Source organism: Gimesia fumaroli (genome assembly GCF_007754425.1).
Classification (GTDB): Bacteria; Planctomycetota; Planctomycetia; order Planctomycetales; family Planctomycetaceae; genus Gimesia; species Gimesia fumaroli.
This window is the reverse complement of record NZ_CP037452.1, coordinates 6,481,273-6,498,631: the sequence shown is the minus strand read 5'-3', so window position 1 is coordinate 6,498,631 and position 17,359 is coordinate 6,481,273. Positions and strand designations below refer to the sequence as shown.

Below are 17,359 nucleotides of genomic sequence, written 5' to 3'. Positions count from 1 at the left end.
AGAAAAGCAGGCGGGCCTGAATGACCTGTCATTTTTTGCACTCCATCGTCATTTTCAAGAGGGACCATGCACCAGCATCAAGGGGCCGCCGACGCTTTTACTGACACCATTTTCTGTTCAATCAGATATTTTTTTCATTCAATGCGTGATATCTGATTCGCTTCCACGCCTTACAGTTGTACGAGAAAACGAGACTTCCCTGTTTTACCAGACTGAAACCCGAGGTTCCCGCATGTCAGCAGCAAACGAAATCCAGGATGGAATTGACGACGAAATCACAACAGCCATGAAATGGGTTTTGGCCATCGCCTCTGCAGGGATTGGCATGATTCTGGGTGCCGTCGTGGGGTTCTATGGTCTATATTTTCTTTGCCCCCTCATGGGAGGCGATTTCGTACAGGCTGGCTGGGGGTTTCTGTTTTTCTCCGTTCCCGCCGGTGTGCTGGCGGGGGGAATCCTGGGCGGCTCTCTGCCCCTTTTATTTCATGCAAAATGGAAGTAACCATTGCCGAAAACATTCTGATTAGTTCTGCCAGGTCGCGTTTCTTAGTTCGAACGGTCCTTACCAAAGACGCCCAACCGGGGCTAATGCCCTGCGGCTAACTGGTCTTTTCTGCGGTCAATGTTCCTGAAAACTAGAGTACGTGACAACATCGGACACGGTTCATTTTGACCTGGGTCATGTTATCGTCCCCAGAGTCACTTTCAGAACGATTCAATAAACGCTACCCGGAATCAGACCTGCGGCTCCTGTTTCTCTCGTGCGGAATTGCTATTTCTTTCTCGTTCGCAGCCCTTACACTATTTAGTAGTCAGTTCATTACCGCTTTGTGTTATGGATGTCAGGAAAAGAATATGAATTTTACTTATCGCTATGTCGTGCTGTTTGTTGTTCTGTCCTGGGGGCATACCTGTCTGGCCGAAAACTATCCTCAGTTTCGGGGTGCGAATTCCAATGCCGTGTCTGCGACGCCGCTGCCTGTTAAGTGGTCGGATGCGGAAGGAGAACAAACCAATATTCGCTGGAAGAAACCGCTTGAGGGGGAAGGCTGGTCTCAGCCGATTATCTGGGATGGTCGCGTTTATATGACGGCCGCGGTGACTTCCAATCCAGCAAAGAAAAAGATAGCTCGGCCGGAATCCAACCGAGGCGGCTACGGCCGCGATCGTAACGATCTGGTCAACGTGCTGTATCAATATCAGGTCGTCTGTCTGGATGCCGCCACGGGGGAGCAAATCTGGAAGAAGACGGTGAAAGAAGGCAAGCCGCCGATGCCGCGGCACAGCACCAACACCTATGCCACGGAAACACCGGTCACAGACGGGAAACAAATTTACGCGTACTTCGGCATGAACGGCGTTTATTGTCTCGACCTGAAAGGCAACGTGTTGTGGAAGAGAGATCTGGGGGTTTATGAAATGCGTGCCGGCTGGGGCACGTCAAGCTCGCCTGTACTCTTCGAAGATCGGCTGTTCATTCAGGTTGATAATCAGGAGCAATCGTTCCTCGTCGCCCTGGACACGAAAACCGGAGAGGAAATCTGGAAGGTCAACCGCGATGAAAAGTCGCAATACAGCAGCCCCATGATCTGGAAAAATTCGTTGCGAAATGAACTGATCGTGGGGGGAACCGTTTATCGTTCGTATGATCCTGCGACCGGAAAATTACTCTGGTCACTGGATATGAATAAAGGGCGTTCGTCGGCGACCCCCGTGGCCGTTGGCGATCGGCTTTTCATCGGGAACGAACTACGCAACCGGGGCGGCGATGATGACGGCGGTGGGCGGCTGTACTCGATCAAGCCGGGCGGAAAGGGCGATATTACTCTGCCGGGAGATGGCATGCAGGGAGAGTTCGTGGAGTGGCGGATGGACGGCTCCGGCATTCAAATGGCGTCGCCGACCTGGTTAGACGGTAACCTGTATTTCTTCGAACGTCGCCGGGGCATCATTCGTTGTGTCGATCTCGAAACGGGGCGTCTGGAATACCAGAGCCGCATCCCGGGGGCCCGCGCATTCTGGGCCTCCCCCTGGACCGACGGGAAACACCTCTTTGCGTTGGATTCCAACGGCAACACTCATGTCATCGCTGCAGGTGACCAACTGAAGGTGGTGGCCTTCAATAAACTCGACCAGCAAGCCTGGGGCACCCCCGCCATTGCCGACGGCAGCATCTATATTCGCACCGTTGACAACCTGTATTGTATCTCAGCGGGTCAGTGAGCGGGTTGATTGGTTAGAGCTGAGTTGATTCGCCTTCAGAACTTCCTGATATCTTGTTTTCTGATTATTTTGAATTGTTTCATATAAGATTTGTGCCATTTTTACATGGCCTTTTTTGCTGAAATGAACCAGATCATCAAAATATTCGATCTTACTAATATTAGGTTTTAAAAACACCACCCTATGCTTACTACAAATTCTTTTGATATCGTTCGTAAACATTTCCATGTCACTCATATCTAGTTGAAGTCTTTTGACATCTTCTTCAGCATATGGTGTTTCATATATTATTACATTGTTCGATGCTAATTTTGCTAGTGAGATTAATTGTTCGACTTTACCTAGATAAATTGAAAAGTTCTTTAATGGCATATTATAATAGTCAGGTGATATTTCTTGTTGAAAAAAACCTCTTGTATAATCTGCTTTGGGATTAAAGTATTCGATAAAGATTTCAAACGCTTTTCTGTTTTGAACTATTCCCAACTTGTAATCAGTTTCATTTATGAGGTCTAATCTCTGTGAAGTTGGACTTTTGGGATGGGCTTGATTTACGTTGAAAATAACGCTGTCAAATCTCATCTTTTTGCTGACGATATAATTCAAAGTATTGATATTGTCAGTAATGCTTTTATCTGCGAAGGCAAGATTAAATACTTTTTTGCCAAGCTTCTGAGATAAAAGTCGAGAGAAGATTCTTTTCGGTACATGTCTATACCCATAAGGTTGTGAATCTCCCAACAAAAGAACCGCGTTGTTTTCATATGTCCTGTCTATAAAGTCTTCCTGTAGCGATACTCTATATTCAATAGGAACCTGTCTTAAGTCATAAATTCTATCTAAGTTATATTCATAGATAGGCCTCAACACTGTCATGTAAATTAGACTCAAACTGACAGAACTTAGAAATACAAAGCAAAGAGTATATTTTTTGTTATTCATTTCGTACATATGACACCTTAAAAATTAAAGTATAAGAATTCGGTATAGGTGCCTGCACTTATGATATAAATTGAAAAGACAAACAATAAAACATTGAGTGACAATGTCAGAATGTTAGATGAGAATCCTTTCATCATTTGTGAAGAATTTTTGAATGCGAGAATGATTAGAAATGATGCGAGAATACTCAAAAAAGCAAACTCAGCATCCCTGAAGTGCTTGATGAAATACATCATTGAAGTTTCAGTAGCAGCAAGATACATACCTTCTAATGCAAGCAGTTTTTTTTCATAAAACTCTATTAGACTGACATTTCTGATATCAACCATCCCACTCAAAACCTTAATCGCATCGTCCCATTTTTTAGCCCTGAAAAACACCCAGGCAACATTTACAAAGTTAAATGTCATTAACCAGGCTAGCCAGGTCCAAATCTTAAAACCTAACTTATTCCAGGCTCGATGAACAACTAATGCAACGCCATGGAGAAAACCCCAAAATATAAAAGTCCAACCTGCACCATGCCAAACACCACCAATGATAAAAGTGGCTAAAAGATTCGAGTAAGTTGCATATTCCCCTCTTCTATTCCCACCAAGAGGTATATAAACATAATCTTTGAGAAATCTTGAAAGCGTGATATGCCATCTTCTCCAAAAGTCTTGTATATCAGTTGCTTTATAGGGGCTATTAAAATTGATCGGCAGCTTTATGTTGAACAATAATGCCAGTCCAATGGCCATATCTGTATAACCACTAAAATCAAAATACAATTGAAACGTGTATGATAATGAGGTAGCCCATGCCTCAAAGAAATTCAAAGTTGTTGCAGCATCAAATGCAGCATTAGCCCAGACAGCAAAAGTATCAGCAATTACAACTTTCTTAAACAACCCGATGGAGAAGATAAAAAGCCCCATTGCTATATTTTTATGACTCTTCACTTTATTTCTCACTTGCGCGAATTGTGGCATCATCTCCTTATGATGAACAATCGGACCTGCTATGAGTTGTGGAAAAAAAGTTACGAAAAGCGCATAGTTTAAAAAGTCATACTCTTTTGTTTCCTGTCGATAACTATCTACTAAATAAGATATTTGCTGAAACGTAAAAAATGATATCGCTAAGGGAAGCGCTAAATCTAACGTGGGAATACTTCCATCACTTATTAGATTGATATTTTCAATTAAGAAATCGGAGTATTTAAAATAGCCAAGTAGTGTGACCTTGCCCCCAACCTTGATCCAGTTGGAATGTTAGAAATTCAAGGTAATCATGCCCGGCGCGCCGGGCATGATTTTTTCGCAAACTCCACCGGGGTCTGATTTCCCAGTGAGCTATGTGGGCGGTTTTCGTTGTAGTCCAGCCGCCACTGGTCGATTTGTTCCTGAGCATCTGCCAGGCTTAAAAACCAATGCTGGTTTAAACATTCCTGGCGAACCCGTCCGTTGAACGATTCAATATACGCATTATCCGTCGGTTTTCCAAGCCGACTAAAATCCAGAGTTACCTTGTTGAAGTAAGCCCACCAGTCCAGGCTCTTCGAAATGAACTCAGGACCGTTATCCACGCGAATCGATTGAGGACAGCCCCGAACCTCTTTGACTCGCTCCAGAGCTGCTACGACATCATCCCCCGTCATCCGGGTACCGACCCGAATGGCCAGACTCTCACGACTAAAGTTATCGACTAACGTTAACAGCCGGAATCGCTTCCCGTCAAACAGTTGGTCGGACATGAAGTCCATACTCCAACTCTCATTAGTGCAGCTGGCTTTCGGTCGCGTTACTCGGACCTGACAACTTCGATTCCGCCGTGGACGTTTTCGACGCATTTGTAGGCCTTCTTCGATATAAAGTCGGTAAACCAGCTTATGATTTACTTTCCATCCTTCACGCAACAAGAAAATATGTAACCGCCGATAACCGAAATCCACACGGGTACTGGCAAGATCACGTAACCGGATTCGTAATTCGGCCCGCTCGTCTCGAACACTTTGGTAACGGTGGCTAGCTCGCGGAAAGTTCAAGGCTTTACAAACACGACGTTCACTTTCGGCATAACTGACTTGCAACCGTTTCACCACTACTCGACGACGATCGGACCTCATACCTTTCCCTGGACAACATCCTGCAACATCTTTTTATCCAGGCTGAGATCGGCTACAAGCTGTTTCAGCTTTTTGTTTTCTTCTTCGAGTTGCTTCAGGCGGCGTACTTCAGCGACTCCCATTGTTCCCTCTCGTTTGCCACCACGCAACAGATGCTGGCTGCCAGTTGGTTGTTGGGAGCCGTCACGAAGCTCACGGATGAGTTGGTTACACTCGGACAACAGGTCCCCAGCAGCGAACGTGTGGGGCATCGCACTGGTCGAACAGAACCCAGAGCCAATAAACGCCGCACCAAAGCGCTGGCTCTACTAAAGCAACCCAGAGATCATTACCATCAACAACGGAGAATGATCGTATGAACGCAAACCGTTACGCGACAACAGGCAGTGCCATTCGGTCCTGACCCGAATGGCACTGCCGCTGTTTTTTGAGTTTGTGTTTGCGCAACGACTCCCGGGTGACGCAGTCACGGTTTTAATTTTCTGATTTTTTGCCAGTTCGCTGGAAATTGTGTTTGGCAAAACCTTTCCTGGCATTATGCTGCGTTCTGGCAAGACCTTCCTTGGGTTGGTGTGGGTAAAACATTTGACCAAGGAAGGTTCTATGCCATTTATATCAGCTTCCCATTCGAATGCAGCATCATTTTCTCTTTTCAAACGTTCGATGATGCAAAATGCTTCGCTTCCGCTATCTGATGTGATTGATGACCAGCGCTGGCAACAAACCTTTGATGAACACGAAATCAATTTTGGTTCCGGCGAGGATGACGTTTACACACCCGCAATCACGCTCTGGGCCTTAATTTCTCAGGTCTTCTTTTCCGGCGAGCAACGCAGCTGTAAAGCGGCCGTGATCCGTGTTGCCAGCCTGTGTGCCGCGCTGGGCCGACGGGTTTGCAGTACGAATACCAGTGCTTATTGTCGGGCGCGACTCAAAATCCCGTTTATCGTCATTCGAGACATTGTCCAACAAATTGCCGCTGATGCGGAAGCGGCCTGTGATCAGAATCGTGTCCAGACCAGAGAGCAGTCGGCGGCACGCCTCAGTCCTTCCAGCATCGCTGATGTGAAATCACGGAGCACCGGCGGTCGCATTCTGCTGGTTGACGGCTTCACCATCACGGCCGCCGATACTCCTGAGAATCAGCGTGCCTATCCACAGAACCCGACTCAGAAACCGGGGCTCGGGTTCCCCGTTCTACGCTGCGTTTCTCTGATCTCGATGACAACCGGACTGCTGGTGGATCTAGTGAGCGGGCCTTACAGCGGAAAAGGCAGTGGCGAAACGGCCCTGTTCTGGCAAATGCGCGATGCACTCCGACCGGGAGATACCCTGGTGGCAGACTCGTATTACTGCACGTACTGGCTGGTGAGTGCGTGCCGTGCGCGGGGCGTGCAGATTCTGATGAAGAATCATCACCTGCGTGACGATCATCCCCAGAACGCGCGGCGGCTGAGCAAACGGGAGCGACTGGTGACCTGGTCACGACCATTGCAACGTCCTGCCTGGATGACCCGTCAGGAATTCTGGCAACAACCGCTGACGCTCACTCTGCGTCTGGTCGATGTGCAGATCAGTCAGCCGGGGTATCGCGCCAAAACGTTTACGATTGCCACCAGCATCACAGATCGGAAAGCATACCCGGCGCGCTGGATCGCCGCCGTGTATCAGAGCCGCTGGCTGATCGAACTGGATATTCGCAGCATCAAGTGTTCGCTGGGGATGGATATTCTGCGTGCGAAGTCTCCGGACATGGTGCTCACCGAACTCTGGTCGTGCCTGCTGGCGTATAATCTGATTCGGTTAAAAATGCTGCAAAGCAGTCTCTCAACAGACCGTGATCCGCGTTCCCTCTCGTTTGCCACCACGCAACAGATGCTGGCTGCCAGTTGGTTGTTGGGAGCCGTCACGAAGCTCACGGATGAGTTGGTTGCACTCGGACAACAGGTCCCCAGCAGCGAACGTGTGGGGCATCGCACTGGTCGAACAGAACCCAGAGCCAATAAACGCCGCACCAAAGTGCTGGCTTTGCTGAAGCAACCAAGATACCATTACCATCAACAACGGAAGGCAATCGTATGAACGCAAACTGTTACGCTACAATAGGCAGTGCCATTCGGTCCTGACCCAATCCTGTTCGGCCCGGCAGTTGCTCACGGCGTTTGATTTTTGGATCAGGGCCTTGAGTGATTGTAAAATCTGCGGAGTGGCAATGCGAGCACTCGCTCTCAGATAAATCGGCGCAGCGTGAAGTAAGGCAGACGAGACGTACCGACGGCCCGTGTTTCAGTCGTTCTGTTTTTGCAACCGGGAGATGTGCGCCAGCAGTTCTTCCTCGTCACACATGCCGGTGAAATACCAGCAGATCATTTCATAGGTGCGTAACGACGGTTTGCGACCCGTCCACAGACTGATCAGCATGCAGGCGATGATCGCGCAGTAAGTCTGAATCTCGATGCCGTTTTGCGATCTGCTCAACAGGTGACGACAGCCCAGCATATGCTTGAAGAAACGGAAGAAGATTTCAATTGTCCAACGATAACGATACATCAGCGCAATGATTTCAGCGGGAACGTCCAGCAGATTGGTCGCGATCCGCAACACGCCATCGCAGTTAGGCCCCGTGCTCTTGCCGCCATAGCGAGTTCGCTTCTGATGTGGTTCCATCTCGATCTGAATCAACCGGAGCTGATGATTGGGTTTTGATTTCGCTTGAGTTGATCCCAGTTGAATGATCTCATCACTCATGACGTGAGCGGCCCTGTCTGCGTCTGTCAGTTCCTGCTCTGATAGAACGTCGTAGACACTGTTGTCACGAATCCGGCAGACGTAGCTGCTGCCAGATTCGACAATCTGATTAAAGAGTTCGAATTTCGCGTAACCGCGATCCATCACATATGTGCGGTCCGATTCAACGGCGCGGTCCAGCACGGCTCGTTCGTCGAATTCTCCTCCGCCGGTGGGAGTGACGTCGATTCGTGTCGGCACGTGGCAGTCCACTTCAAAGTGCGTATGCAGCGTCCAGTTCATCAGGTTGGAATGACCGGATTGTGTTTCGAGAAATGAAGCCTGGGCGATGCGGGGCAACGCGGTAATTACGGTTCCATCAACCAGGGTCATCGTATGCTTGATGTCCTGCAGTCGGCTGTCTTTCGCAATTGGCGCCAGCTTGTCACCCAGGGTGGCGATGATCGGCTTCAGTCGTTCCGAATCGAAGACAGCCACGGATTCAGAGAGCGAGCCAAGAGAAGCGCGGGGGCACTTCAGTTTTTTCTGGACCTTTTTGAGTTCACTGGCCTGCTGCAGACCGCGTAGAGACGTCACAATGGGATTAAAAAGATAGAGCAGGATCATCGTGCAATACTGATCCATGTGCAGACTGCGATTGCCAGCGCGGTCACGTTCACAGCCGACGTCATGCAGTTCCTGCAGCAGGCTTCCCAACTGTCGGAAATACTTCAGGCCGGTGATTTCCTGTTCTTTAATCTTGGCGCGCTTCGTTCGTGGCATGACAGAAGTCTCAAACAGTCAACGCGCCTTCCTGTGTGCAGATTGACCAATTTACAAACCACGAACGGCACGAATTACACGAAAACTCCCTGTTCGCAGTGATTTTTAAAAGGTAGCATAAACTGTGCCGAACAGGATTGGTCCTGACCCCTTTTATTATCCCTTTTATTATCGCTGGTGAAGTAAATCATGGCGTGCCTTAAGACACCGGATTGTTCGAGCCTGGAATAACTTTGGTGAGATCGCGACCCAGGATGGAAGGGCACCAGTGCGTTTCGATGTGTTCGATAATCATTTCCGTGCCCCGGGTATGACTGACAAAGGGACGGTCACGGGGATCGTAGAGTGCATCGGTCAAGTCGCGGCACAGGACCACGTTCTTGCTCAGATAGCTCATCTGGCGAATTCCAAACGGGCGACCCAGAACGCACATGTTGGTATGCACGCCCATCAGCACGATGTTCTTGCGCTGTTCCTGTTCCAGAAAATTATAGATCTCCTGACCGTTAGCGCTAACCACATCGTAGCCGACCATCTTAATCGCCGGGTGTTCGTGGCGGTCGGTGTTCTTTTTGTAATCGGCAATCGGATCATCACAGCCCCGCAGACTCGATTCCGTGGAACGTTTTACTGTGTCATCCACAGGCAGCGGCGGTTCTTTTTCCGGGTTCAGGTAACACCAGCCTTGAATCGGAACGGGGGGCTTCGATGGTTTGGCCTCTTTAATCCGTTTGCGAAACGGCGTCTCTTCGTATAATTGAATCCCGCCACTAGGAGCGTGAATGATGGCGACGCCCTGATCGCGGGCCAGTGAGACAACCTGATTCATCCGCGGCGCCATCCGGTCCACCCGCTGCGCAGCCAGCTTACAGGGATGGTCGGCCCACATGTCGCAGATGATAATGGCGGTTTCTGAAGCGTCCCATTCCGCCGTATCATTGATTGCTTTCAAAGGTGCTTTGGCGGTCCGTTTTCTCAGGTGGATCAAGAGCTTACCCGGAACCGCGGGAATCTGACGTGTTGACTGAGAACGTTCGTCAGCCAGTAGTGTGGAAAATGCGGGGAACAGGGAGCCGGCTGCGCAGCCTTGAAAAACAGTGTTCAGAAAATGACGTCGGTGGTGGAGAGATGCAGTGGGCATAATGACTCCTGCTGTTTTAAAGGAAGACGGAAAGAGGCTCTTGTATTGTGCAGCCGAGGAGGCATCAATTCAATCGGAATCAGGCAAGAAAACGCCAGACTGTTCGTTTCTCTGTGCGAAGAGGACTTTTATTTGCCCGCTGTTACTCTCATAATGGAGTGCAGGTACAGTCACTTTTTTCAGATTTCTACTCAGGATCGGATTTTATGCGAGCCTCGTTTTCACTGTTGAGTTTCATGCTGGTTGTCTGCGTCAGTTATCTGTCAACAGGTTTTGCGGCAGACGCGCGGCAAAGTGAATCTGTAGCGCAACGACTGGTTTTGAAAGAAGGAGATCGGATTGTCCTGATCGGGAATACGTTCGCCGATCAAATGCGATTGTATAACTATCTGGAAACGCTGTTGACGTCGCAGGCGGATGTCAAAGGACTCACGTTTCGCAATCTGGCCTGGTCGGGCGATACTCTGAATCTGCAGCCGCGACCGCTCAATTTTGGTTCGCTCGATGATCATTTGAAACAGCAGAAAGCCGATGTGATTCTCGCCTGTTTCGGCATGAATGAATCGTTCGACGGGCAAGAGGGTTTAAAGGCGTATACGGAACACTGGGAACAGTTTCTCAAGCATCTGGCTTCACAAAAATATAATGACGCTTCCGCACCGCGGGTGGTCATGATTTCTCCGATCGCGCATGAAAACATGGGCCCGCCCTTTCCCGACCCCGCGAAACATAATCAGAGTTTGTCGGCGTATACGCGGGCAATGCAAGTGATTGCAGAAAAACACCAAGTTCCGTTCGTGGACCTCTTCACAGAGACGAAAAAACGGATGGCTCAAAATCCTTCGCAGAAATTAACCCGCAATGGCATTCATCTGAATGAGTACGGCTACTGGGCGGTCAGTCAATTTATCGCCAGTGAACTGTTGGGAAAGAAAATTCAGAGTTCCCAATTGCTGGTCGATATGCAAGCCAAAACAGTCGCTGCCACGAATGCCACAATCTCTCAGCAGACATTCGAGCCAGAGCGAATTCAGTTTACCTTCAAAGCGAGTACCCTGCCGATTCCTGCGGCTCCGGAATCGGCGATTGTGGACACTGACTTACAGGCGGCACAACCTCGTCTGACTGTCAAGCATTTACCGGACGGCAAATATCGTCTGCTAGTCAACGGGACAACGATTACCGAAGCCAGCGCAGCCGATTGGAGCTGCGGTCTGTTTTTGCAGAACCTACCTGCGCAGGCGCAGGTGAATGAACTCCGGTCGCACATCGACCGAAAGAACGAACTGTTTTTCTATGTCTATCGTGCCCATAACGCAGAATATATTTTCGGCCGTCGTACCAAGCCCTTTGGTGCGGTCTCATTTCCTCCCGAGATGTTGACCTTTGCCGCGTTGATCGAGGGACGCGAGTCCAAGATCGGAAGTCAGGACCGGCCTCAGGAAGAAACACGCTGGCAACTGGTGCGTATTGAATAAGGATTTCTCTCCTGACGCGATTGATCTCTAATACTTCGTCAAATATTGGTTCACAAAACCTTTTATCATAAGAGTTGATTATGTTTAAGTCTCTGACGTTTCTGAAATGCCCTCTGGTGCTCTCCGTTTGCTGTGGACTGTTTCTGTCAGCGCGCCAAAGTCTTGCCGCCGAACAGGCTGAGAAACCGCACGTGGTATTCGTGGTGGGGACGACACATTATTCACCTCAGAAGACGATTCCCGCTTTCGCAAAACGCTTAGAGCAGTATGGCTTTAAAACCACGGTGATTCTCCCCGAAGGAAATCCGGAGCGGAATCAGAACGGGGTGGGACTGCCCGGCCTGGAAGTGCTTGCGCAGGCAGATCTGGCGGTGTTTTATATGCGGTTTCTGCAACTGCCGCCCAAGCAGTTTGCACACATTCAAAACTATATTGAATCCGGGAAACCGGTGATCGGCTTGCGCACCAGTACGCATGCCTTCGATTATGAAAAAGGTCATCCCCTCTCGGAATGGAATCGGGGGTTTGGTAAGCGGGTGTTGGGTTCGGAATATTTCCTGCACCTTTCCAGTGAGACGGTCGTGGAGCATGTGCCCTCGCATCGGAATCACGAAATTCTGAACGGCGTGGCTGCAAAATTTATCGATCCGGGTACGTTATACAAAACAAAGATTCCCGCCGATGCAACGCCGTTATTGACCGGTACCGGGAAGTCAAAGCGGACGGGGATCGTCAAGAATCAGTTTGGAACGCATGAACTCTCAGCCGAAATGAGTTGGCCTGTCGCTTGGACCTGGAAGAACGAATGGGGCAGCCGGGTGTTTACGACCACGTTGGGGCATGAAGACTCGTTTAAGCTGGATGCGGTCAACCGCTTGCTGGTTAATGGCGTTCATTGGTGTCTGGAAAAACCGGTGGGAACAACACCCGAGCGGATGGCAGTCGCGAATTCCGCGCCCAATTTGAAACGACCGTTCGAACTCACGCAGGATCATTCGCCCGAAGTCGAGCGAAAAACGTTTACGATGTTGCCCGGTTATGAAGTGAACTTGTTCGCTGCGGAACCGATGCTGGTTAATCCAATCCACATGACCTGGGATCCGCAGGGGCGACTGTGGGTGATTTGTTCGACCTCGTATCCCCAGGTCTCGCCGGGTGAAAAACCAAACGATCAGATTGTGATTCTGGAAGACACGGACCATGATGGCCGGGCCGATAAATCGACCGTGTTTGCGGAGGGCCTGTATGTGCCCACAGGTTTGGAACTCGGTGATGGCGGCGTGTATGTGGCGAATGCACCGGATTTACTCTTTCTGAAAGATACCGACGGCGATGGGAAAGCCGACCACCGCGAAGTGGTGCTCACCGGTTTTGCGACGGAAGACAACCACCATTCCATCAGTGCCTGGCGCTGGGGGCCGGGCGGCTGGATCTACTTCCAGGAAGGGACGTTCATGCATTCGCAGGTGGAAACACCCTACGGAACGGTGCGACTGGAGAATGGGGGCGTGTTCCAGTTTCATCCCCGCAGCCGCAAGTTGAATGTCTTTGCCGACTATCGTGCGTCGAACCCCTGGGGGCATATGTTTGATGATTGGGGGCAGTCTTTTGTGATCGATAACCCGCGACTCTATTTCACTGCTCCCTTAACCGCCAACAGTCGAGCCAAGCTGGGCTATGAAGCCAGCGGTCAGGGAACGAAGCAGTGTGGCGGCGAATTTGTTGCCAGTCGCCATTTTCCGGCAGAAGTGCAAGGCGAAATCTGGACCAACCAGTACAAATCACACGTTGTCGCCCGGTATGAAGTATCTGATGACGGTGCCGGCTATACGATTAAGGGACTCGATCCGCTGATTCAATCCAGCAGTTCTTACTTTCGCCCCGTGGATTTGAAGATGGGGCCTGATGGCGCCGCGTATATTCTGGACTGGTACAATCCGCTGATCGGCCACATGCAACACAGTTTCCGTGACGAACGCCGTGATACGACGCATGGTCGTGTCTGGAGAGTGACGTATAAAGATCGTCCGCTGGTGGAGCGTCCGAAATTAGTGGGCGTGCCCTTGGCCGAGGTGGTTTCGCATTTGAAAGATCCCGAAAGTTTTACCCGGCAGCAGGTCAAACGCGTGCTCTATGACGCTGACCAGGATGATGCGAAACAGGCCCTTGACAGTTGGGTGGCCAAACTGGACTCGCTGGAAGCGAATTTTGATCATCATCAACTGGAAGCACTCTGGTGTTATCAGACCATCGGCGTGGTGAACGAGCCATTGCTGCGTGATGTGCTCAAATCAAAAGAGTCTCGTGCGCGGGCAGCCGCCTTGCGGGTATTACGCTATTGGTATCCGCAGATTGAAAATCCGCTGGACTTACTGGAGACGGCCATTCATGATCCGCATCCGCGTGTACGTCTCGAAGCCGTTCTGACTGCCGGTTATATTCCCGATCCGCGTTCGGTGACGATCGCCGTCAAAGCCATTGATGCGCCGATGGACCGATATCTGGAACATGCACTGAAATTGACGATTGATGGTTTACAGGAACATTGGGTCAAACCGCGGCAGCAGGGCAAAGTCAAATTCGAGAAAACAGATCACAAAAACTACGCGCTGGCGAACCTGCTTTCGAATGAGTCGATTGATGTGATCATCGATCTGTTGAACGCGGGCAGCATTGATGCGGAATTGCTGAAAGGCCCGGCCCAGGTCGTTGCGGAAAGAGCGAACGCCAATCAGCTGGAGCCGCTGGTGTTGAGTCTGGTGGAAGTCACGCGCGAGTATAAAACGCAGGGAGGCAAAGGGATTTCACCGGAAGCGTTGAGCACACTGCTGAATGCCCTGGATCGTGCCGCCCGTGAACGTGGTGTGATTCCCAAAGGCAACATTGGCTCAATGCTCAGCCGGTCTGCGGTGGTGCCGGGGCTGCCGGTACAAAAGTCGGTCGCGCGCTTGATCGGTTCCTGGAAACTGACGCGCGAAGGTCGCCGGCTGCAACGTCAAATTAACGCACCCGATACAGACCCGGAAGTCAAACAGTTGGCGGCGGAATCACTGGGCATGCTTGGTGATGCAGCTTCGCTTAAATTTCTGAACGCACTGGCGAAATCGAAAAAGCCAATCGATCAACGCTTACTGGGCGTATATGGTCTGGCCGCACATGACATGAAACAGGCGGCAGCGTTGACGCCCGAAATATTGAATCAAGATCCGAAAGATACCGACCCCGCCTGGTTCTTGCTCGCATTTACGAAACGCAAGGGAGGCTCGGAAATTCTGGCCGACCAGTTGAAAGCGGCGTCGATTCATCCGCGCGTGGCCGAGCAGATCCGGCAGTACCTGATTGAAACAGGAGAAACGAATCAGGCGTTGATTACCGCCTTTGGTGGCACGGTGATGCAGGATTCACTGGAAGCACAATTGCTCAACGAGAATGTGTTGGAACTGGCGACAGCAGTCCGCGAACAGGGAGACGCCGCACGCGGCGAGCAGATTTTTCGTAGAGCGGAACTGGCCTGTATGAAGTGCCATAGTATTTCGAATGCGGGGCCGGTTCTTGGTCCCGATCTGGCTGCCATCGGTTCCAGTTCACCCCCTGATTATATTGTCGATTCCTTTCTGAGGCCGTCCAAGGTGATCAAGGAATTTTATGAGAGTCTGATGGTGGTTACGGATGAGGGCCGCGTGTTCAATGGGATTCTGGTCGTCCAGGACGATCAGAAAGTGGTTCTCAAAGACGCGGCTCAGCAGGGGAAACTGGTGACGATTCCAGCGGAGCAGATTGATTTTACGAAGAAGTTGCCTTCGCTGATGCCTCAGGGGCTTGCCAGTAAATTGCAGAATCGGCAGGAATTTCTGGATCTGGTGAAGTTCGTGACGGAACTCGGTCGCCCCGGTCCTTATGCAACGAGTGTTGCACAGGTGGTCCGGCGCTGGCGGTTAAGTGGGGCCGAGGCACCGTTGACGTCAGAAGATCTGGCGAACTTCAAATCACTGGAACAGTCCACGGCGGCGGCATACAGCATGGTGAATGGGACGTTGCCGGCCAGTGATTTGAATCTGCAAAAACCGTTGACCCGCGCTATCGCGTTTGTGGATGTGAATCAGCCGGGCTATGTGCAGATGGAGCTCAACTCGATCAAAGGTTTGAAGGTCTGGCAGAACGAGACGCCGATTTCGTTGAAAAAATCGACGCTGTTGTTGCTGCCCAGCGGTCGCACTCAGTTGACATTTGAAATCGACCGGAAAGATCGCGGCGAGCTTGATTTGCGAGTCGAATTCCAGAAAGCAGACAAGCAACCAGAGGGCCGCTTCAAAGTAGTCGGCGGCCCCTGAGGGGTGCGAATGCGTGTTTAATTTCCGGTGGTTCGTTTGAGCCAGTCGCCGCATAGTTTTGGCCAGCCGGAAATCGGGTTCTCGGACGGACGCAGGCCATAGCCGTGCCCTCCTTTCGCGTAGAGATGCAGCTCGCCGTCAACTTCAGCGTCTTTGAGGTCGCGCGTGTAATTGAACGCGCTGTCGACCAGTCGACGGTCATCGAGGGTCTGCACGATGAAGGCGGGCGGGGTTTGCGCGGTGACTTTGATTTCCGGAGCCGACTTTCGCTTGTCTTCTTTTTCGTAGATATAGGCGGGATAAATCAGCACGGTGAAGTCGGGGCGGCAGCTTAATTTGTCGGCGGCGTCGATGGCTTCATAATTTCGTTTCTGATAATTGGTGGAGAGGTTTGCCGCCAGATGACCGCCGGCGGAGAAACCGAGGACCCCAATCTGTTCAGGGTTGATGCCCCAGTCTTTGGCTTTACTGCGCACAATTCCCATGGCGCGCTGGGCGTCTTTCAATGCTGCTTCACGCTGATTTCCGGGTACCGTGTACTTAACGACGACGGCGTGAATGCCAATTGAGTTCAACCATTCGGCAATTTCGGTGCCTTCCAGATCATAGGCCAGTACGTTATAGCCGCCACCTGGAAATATCACGACCGCCGGTGCATTCGGTTTGGCATTTTTGGATTTATAGAATTCAATGGCGGGCCGTTTGACTTTGGTAATACGAATTATGTTTTTGTAGGAGACTTCATCATCACTTTGATCCAACAAAGGGCGATCAGGCCAGACAGCGATCCGCTCATCGGGTTCGGGGGTTTCGATCGGCGCTGCCGCCAGTGTTAACAGTAAAAATGCAGACAGACAGAGGTATTTCATAGTTGAGTCTCCTGTATGAATTTTAAGCGGATTCCGCGAAATCGTGAAATGTGAAACCCTATGATAGCAATCGTTGAGGGGCAGTTGTAGCTGATCGAAATGAAAATTCGCCGCAAATTTCTCAAAGCGTCTCATTATATAGAATGCCGGATTTCTGCTTGCATTTTTGAAAATATCAGCCACACTACAAAGCTGTTATTCTCTTCCAGAAAATTCAAGGCGAGGGCGCACCTCAAGCAAGATATGAAGCAAATTACCGGGCTTAAACAGAAGACTGTTTTATACTTGCTGATTGCCGTACTGATCGGTGGAATTGTGGGAATTGGAACGTTCACTTTCGGTTACGCCAAGGGGGCCTCTTATCTGAAGGCGGATTCTCAATCGTGTGCGAATTGTCATGTCATGCAAGGTCACTTCGATGCCTGGGTCAAGTCATCGCATGGAAAGTTTGCGTCATGTAATGATTGTCATGCGCCCCACGACAGTGCTGTCTCGGCATATTATTGTAAAGCGAGGAATGGCTTTTTTCACTCGCTCGCTTTTACCACTGGAGATTTTGAAGAAAACCTGCGGATCACAGATTACAATCGGAGTGTCACCGAGCAGGCCTGTCGAAAATGTCATACAGATCTTGTCCATCAAATCGATATTCTTGCGATTGGTGAGCTCAATAAAAATGCTTCCGAGCGCGTGGAATCGAACGCCTGTATCCGCTGTCATTCAACAGTCGGACACGATACGTGATTCGCCGCGGT

12 protein-coding genes and 1 pseudogene are annotated in these 17,359 nt (G+C 50.3%); 6 read left to right on the top strand and 7 right to left on the bottom strand.

Translation table 11 applies throughout. The annotated features are described in order from the left end of the window. Positions 1-232: 232 nt before the first annotated feature. Together Enr17x_RS24685 and Enr17x_RS24680 are read left to right on the top strand one after the other, a co-directional pair. Positions 233-502: a hypothetical protein gene (locus Enr17x_RS24685; protein WP_145312366.1), complete on the top strand. Its 270-nt coding sequence runs from the start codon at positions 233-235 to the stop codon at positions 500-502. Positions 503-855: 353 nt separating this feature from the next. Next, complete coding sequence (locus Enr17x_RS24680) at positions 856-2,223, top strand: PQQ-binding-like beta-propeller repeat protein (protein WP_145312363.1); 1,368 nt, start codon at positions 856-858, stop codon at positions 2,221-2,223. On the opposite strand, the gene Enr17x_RS24675 is transcribed toward Enr17x_RS24680, so the two are convergent. The 4 genes and pseudogenes from Enr17x_RS24675 to Enr17x_RS29750 all read right to left on the bottom strand — a co-directional run bounded on the left by Enr17x_RS24675 (position 2,209) and on the right by Enr17x_RS29750 (position 5,526). Beyond that, the gene (locus Enr17x_RS24675) at positions 2,209-3,165 is read right to left on the bottom strand and encodes an SGNH/GDSL hydrolase family protein (protein WP_145312361.1); all 957 of its coding nucleotides are present in this window, start codon (positions 3,163-3,165) and stop codon (positions 2,209-2,211) included. The genes Enr17x_RS24680 and Enr17x_RS24675 overlap by 15 nt on opposite strands. Positions 3,166-3,182: 17 nt before the next feature. Next, a pseudogene (locus tag Enr17x_RS24670) lies at positions 3,183-4,391 on the bottom strand (MBOAT family O-acyltransferase); the annotation flags it as partial. Between the two features lie 47 nt (positions 4,392-4,438). Continuing rightward, positions 4,439-5,275, bottom strand: a complete 837-nt coding sequence (locus Enr17x_RS24665; protein ID WP_145312357.1) for an IS3 family transposase — start codon at positions 5,273-5,275, stop codon at positions 4,439-4,441. After that, a complete protein-coding gene (locus Enr17x_RS29750) occupies positions 5,272-5,526 on the bottom strand; it encodes a hypothetical protein (protein ID WP_198000777.1) in 255 nt (84 codons plus the stop codon). The genes Enr17x_RS24665 and Enr17x_RS29750 overlap by 4 nt, the downstream gene beginning before the upstream one ends. A 352-nt stretch (positions 5,527-5,878) precedes the next feature. On the opposite strand from Enr17x_RS29750, the gene Enr17x_RS24655 reads away from it, so the two are divergent. After that, a complete protein-coding gene (locus Enr17x_RS24655; protein WP_145312355.1) occupies positions 5,879-7,357 on the top strand; it encodes an IS4 family transposase in 1,479 nt (492 codons plus the stop codon). A 204-nt stretch (positions 7,358-7,561) separates the two neighbouring features. On the opposite strand, the gene Enr17x_RS24650 is transcribed toward Enr17x_RS24655, so the two are convergent. Next, positions 7,562-8,785, bottom strand: coding sequence for an IS4 family transposase (locus tag Enr17x_RS24650; RefSeq protein WP_145312353.1), 1,224 nt, complete (start codon positions 8,783-8,785; stop codon positions 7,562-7,564). A 199-nt stretch (positions 8,786-8,984) separates the two neighbouring features. After that, the gene (locus Enr17x_RS24645) at positions 8,985-9,926 is read right to left on the bottom strand and encodes an isochorismatase family protein (protein ID WP_145312351.1); all 942 of its coding nucleotides are present in this window, start codon (positions 9,924-9,926) and stop codon (positions 8,985-8,987) included. 206 nt (positions 9,927-10,132) lie between these two features. On the opposite strand from Enr17x_RS24645, the gene Enr17x_RS24640 reads away from it, so the two are divergent. Together Enr17x_RS24640 and Enr17x_RS24635 are read left to right on the top strand one after the other, a co-directional pair. Further along, positions 10,133-11,404, top strand: a complete 1,272-nt coding sequence (locus Enr17x_RS24640; RefSeq protein ID WP_145312349.1) for an SGNH/GDSL hydrolase family protein — start codon at positions 10,133-10,135, stop codon at positions 11,402-11,404. 80 nt (positions 11,405-11,484) lie between these two features. Beyond that, positions 11,485-15,735, top strand: a complete 4,251-nt coding sequence (locus Enr17x_RS24635; RefSeq protein WP_145312347.1) for a PVC-type heme-binding CxxCH protein — start codon at positions 11,485-11,487, stop codon at positions 15,733-15,735. Between the two features lie 17 nt (positions 15,736-15,752). Here Enr17x_RS24635 and Enr17x_RS24630 read toward each other — a convergent pair whose 3' ends face one another. Next, complete coding sequence (locus tag Enr17x_RS24630) at positions 15,753-16,604, bottom strand: alpha/beta hydrolase (RefSeq protein WP_145312345.1); 852 nt, start codon at positions 16,602-16,604, stop codon at positions 15,753-15,755. 243 nt (positions 16,605-16,847) lie between these two features. On the opposite strand from Enr17x_RS24630, the gene nrfH reads away from it, so the two are divergent. Continuing rightward, a complete protein-coding gene (nrfH, locus tag Enr17x_RS24625) occupies positions 16,848-17,348 on the top strand; it encodes a cytochrome c nitrite reductase small subunit (protein WP_145312343.1) in 501 nt (166 codons plus the stop codon). Positions 17,349-17,359 lie beyond the last annotated feature (11 nt).

Coding starts and splice junctions, on each gene's coding strand:
- Enr17x_RS24655 (WP_145312355.1), top strand. CDS start 5,879: ATGCCATTTATATCAGCTTCCCATTCGAATGCAGCATCATTTTCTCTT.
- Enr17x_RS24685 (WP_145312366.1), top strand. CDS start 233: ATGTCAGCAGCAAACGAAATCCAGGATGGAATTGACGACGAAATCACA.
- Enr17x_RS24665 (WP_145312357.1), bottom strand. CDS start 5,275: ATGAGGTCCGATCGTCGTCGAGTAGTGGTGAAACGGTTGCAAGTCAGT.
- Enr17x_RS24645 (WP_145312351.1), bottom strand. CDS start 9,926: ATGCCCACTGCATCTCTCCACCACCGACGTCATTTTCTGAACACTGTT.
- Enr17x_RS24680 (WP_145312363.1), top strand. CDS start 856: ATGAATTTTACTTATCGCTATGTCGTGCTGTTTGTTGTTCTGTCCTGG.
- Enr17x_RS29750 (WP_198000777.1), bottom strand. CDS start 5,526: ATGCCCCACACGTTCGCTGCTGGGGACCTGTTGTCCGAGTGTAACCAA.
- nrfH (WP_145312343.1), top strand. CDS start 16,848: ATGAAGCAAATTACCGGGCTTAAACAGAAGACTGTTTTATACTTGCTG.
- Enr17x_RS24640 (WP_145312349.1), top strand. CDS start 10,133: ATGCGAGCCTCGTTTTCACTGTTGAGTTTCATGCTGGTTGTCTGCGTC.
- Enr17x_RS24675 (WP_145312361.1), bottom strand. CDS start 3,165: ATGAATAACAAAAAATATACTCTTTGCTTTGTATTTCTAAGTTCTGTC.
- Enr17x_RS24635 (WP_145312347.1), top strand. CDS start 11,485: ATGTTTAAGTCTCTGACGTTTCTGAAATGCCCTCTGGTGCTCTCCGTT.
- Enr17x_RS24630 (WP_145312345.1), bottom strand. CDS start 16,604: ATGAAATACCTCTGTCTGTCTGCATTTTTACTGTTAACACTGGCGGCA.
- Enr17x_RS24650 (WP_145312353.1), bottom strand. CDS start 8,785: ATGCCACGAACGAAGCGCGCCAAGATTAAAGAACAGGAAATCACCGGC.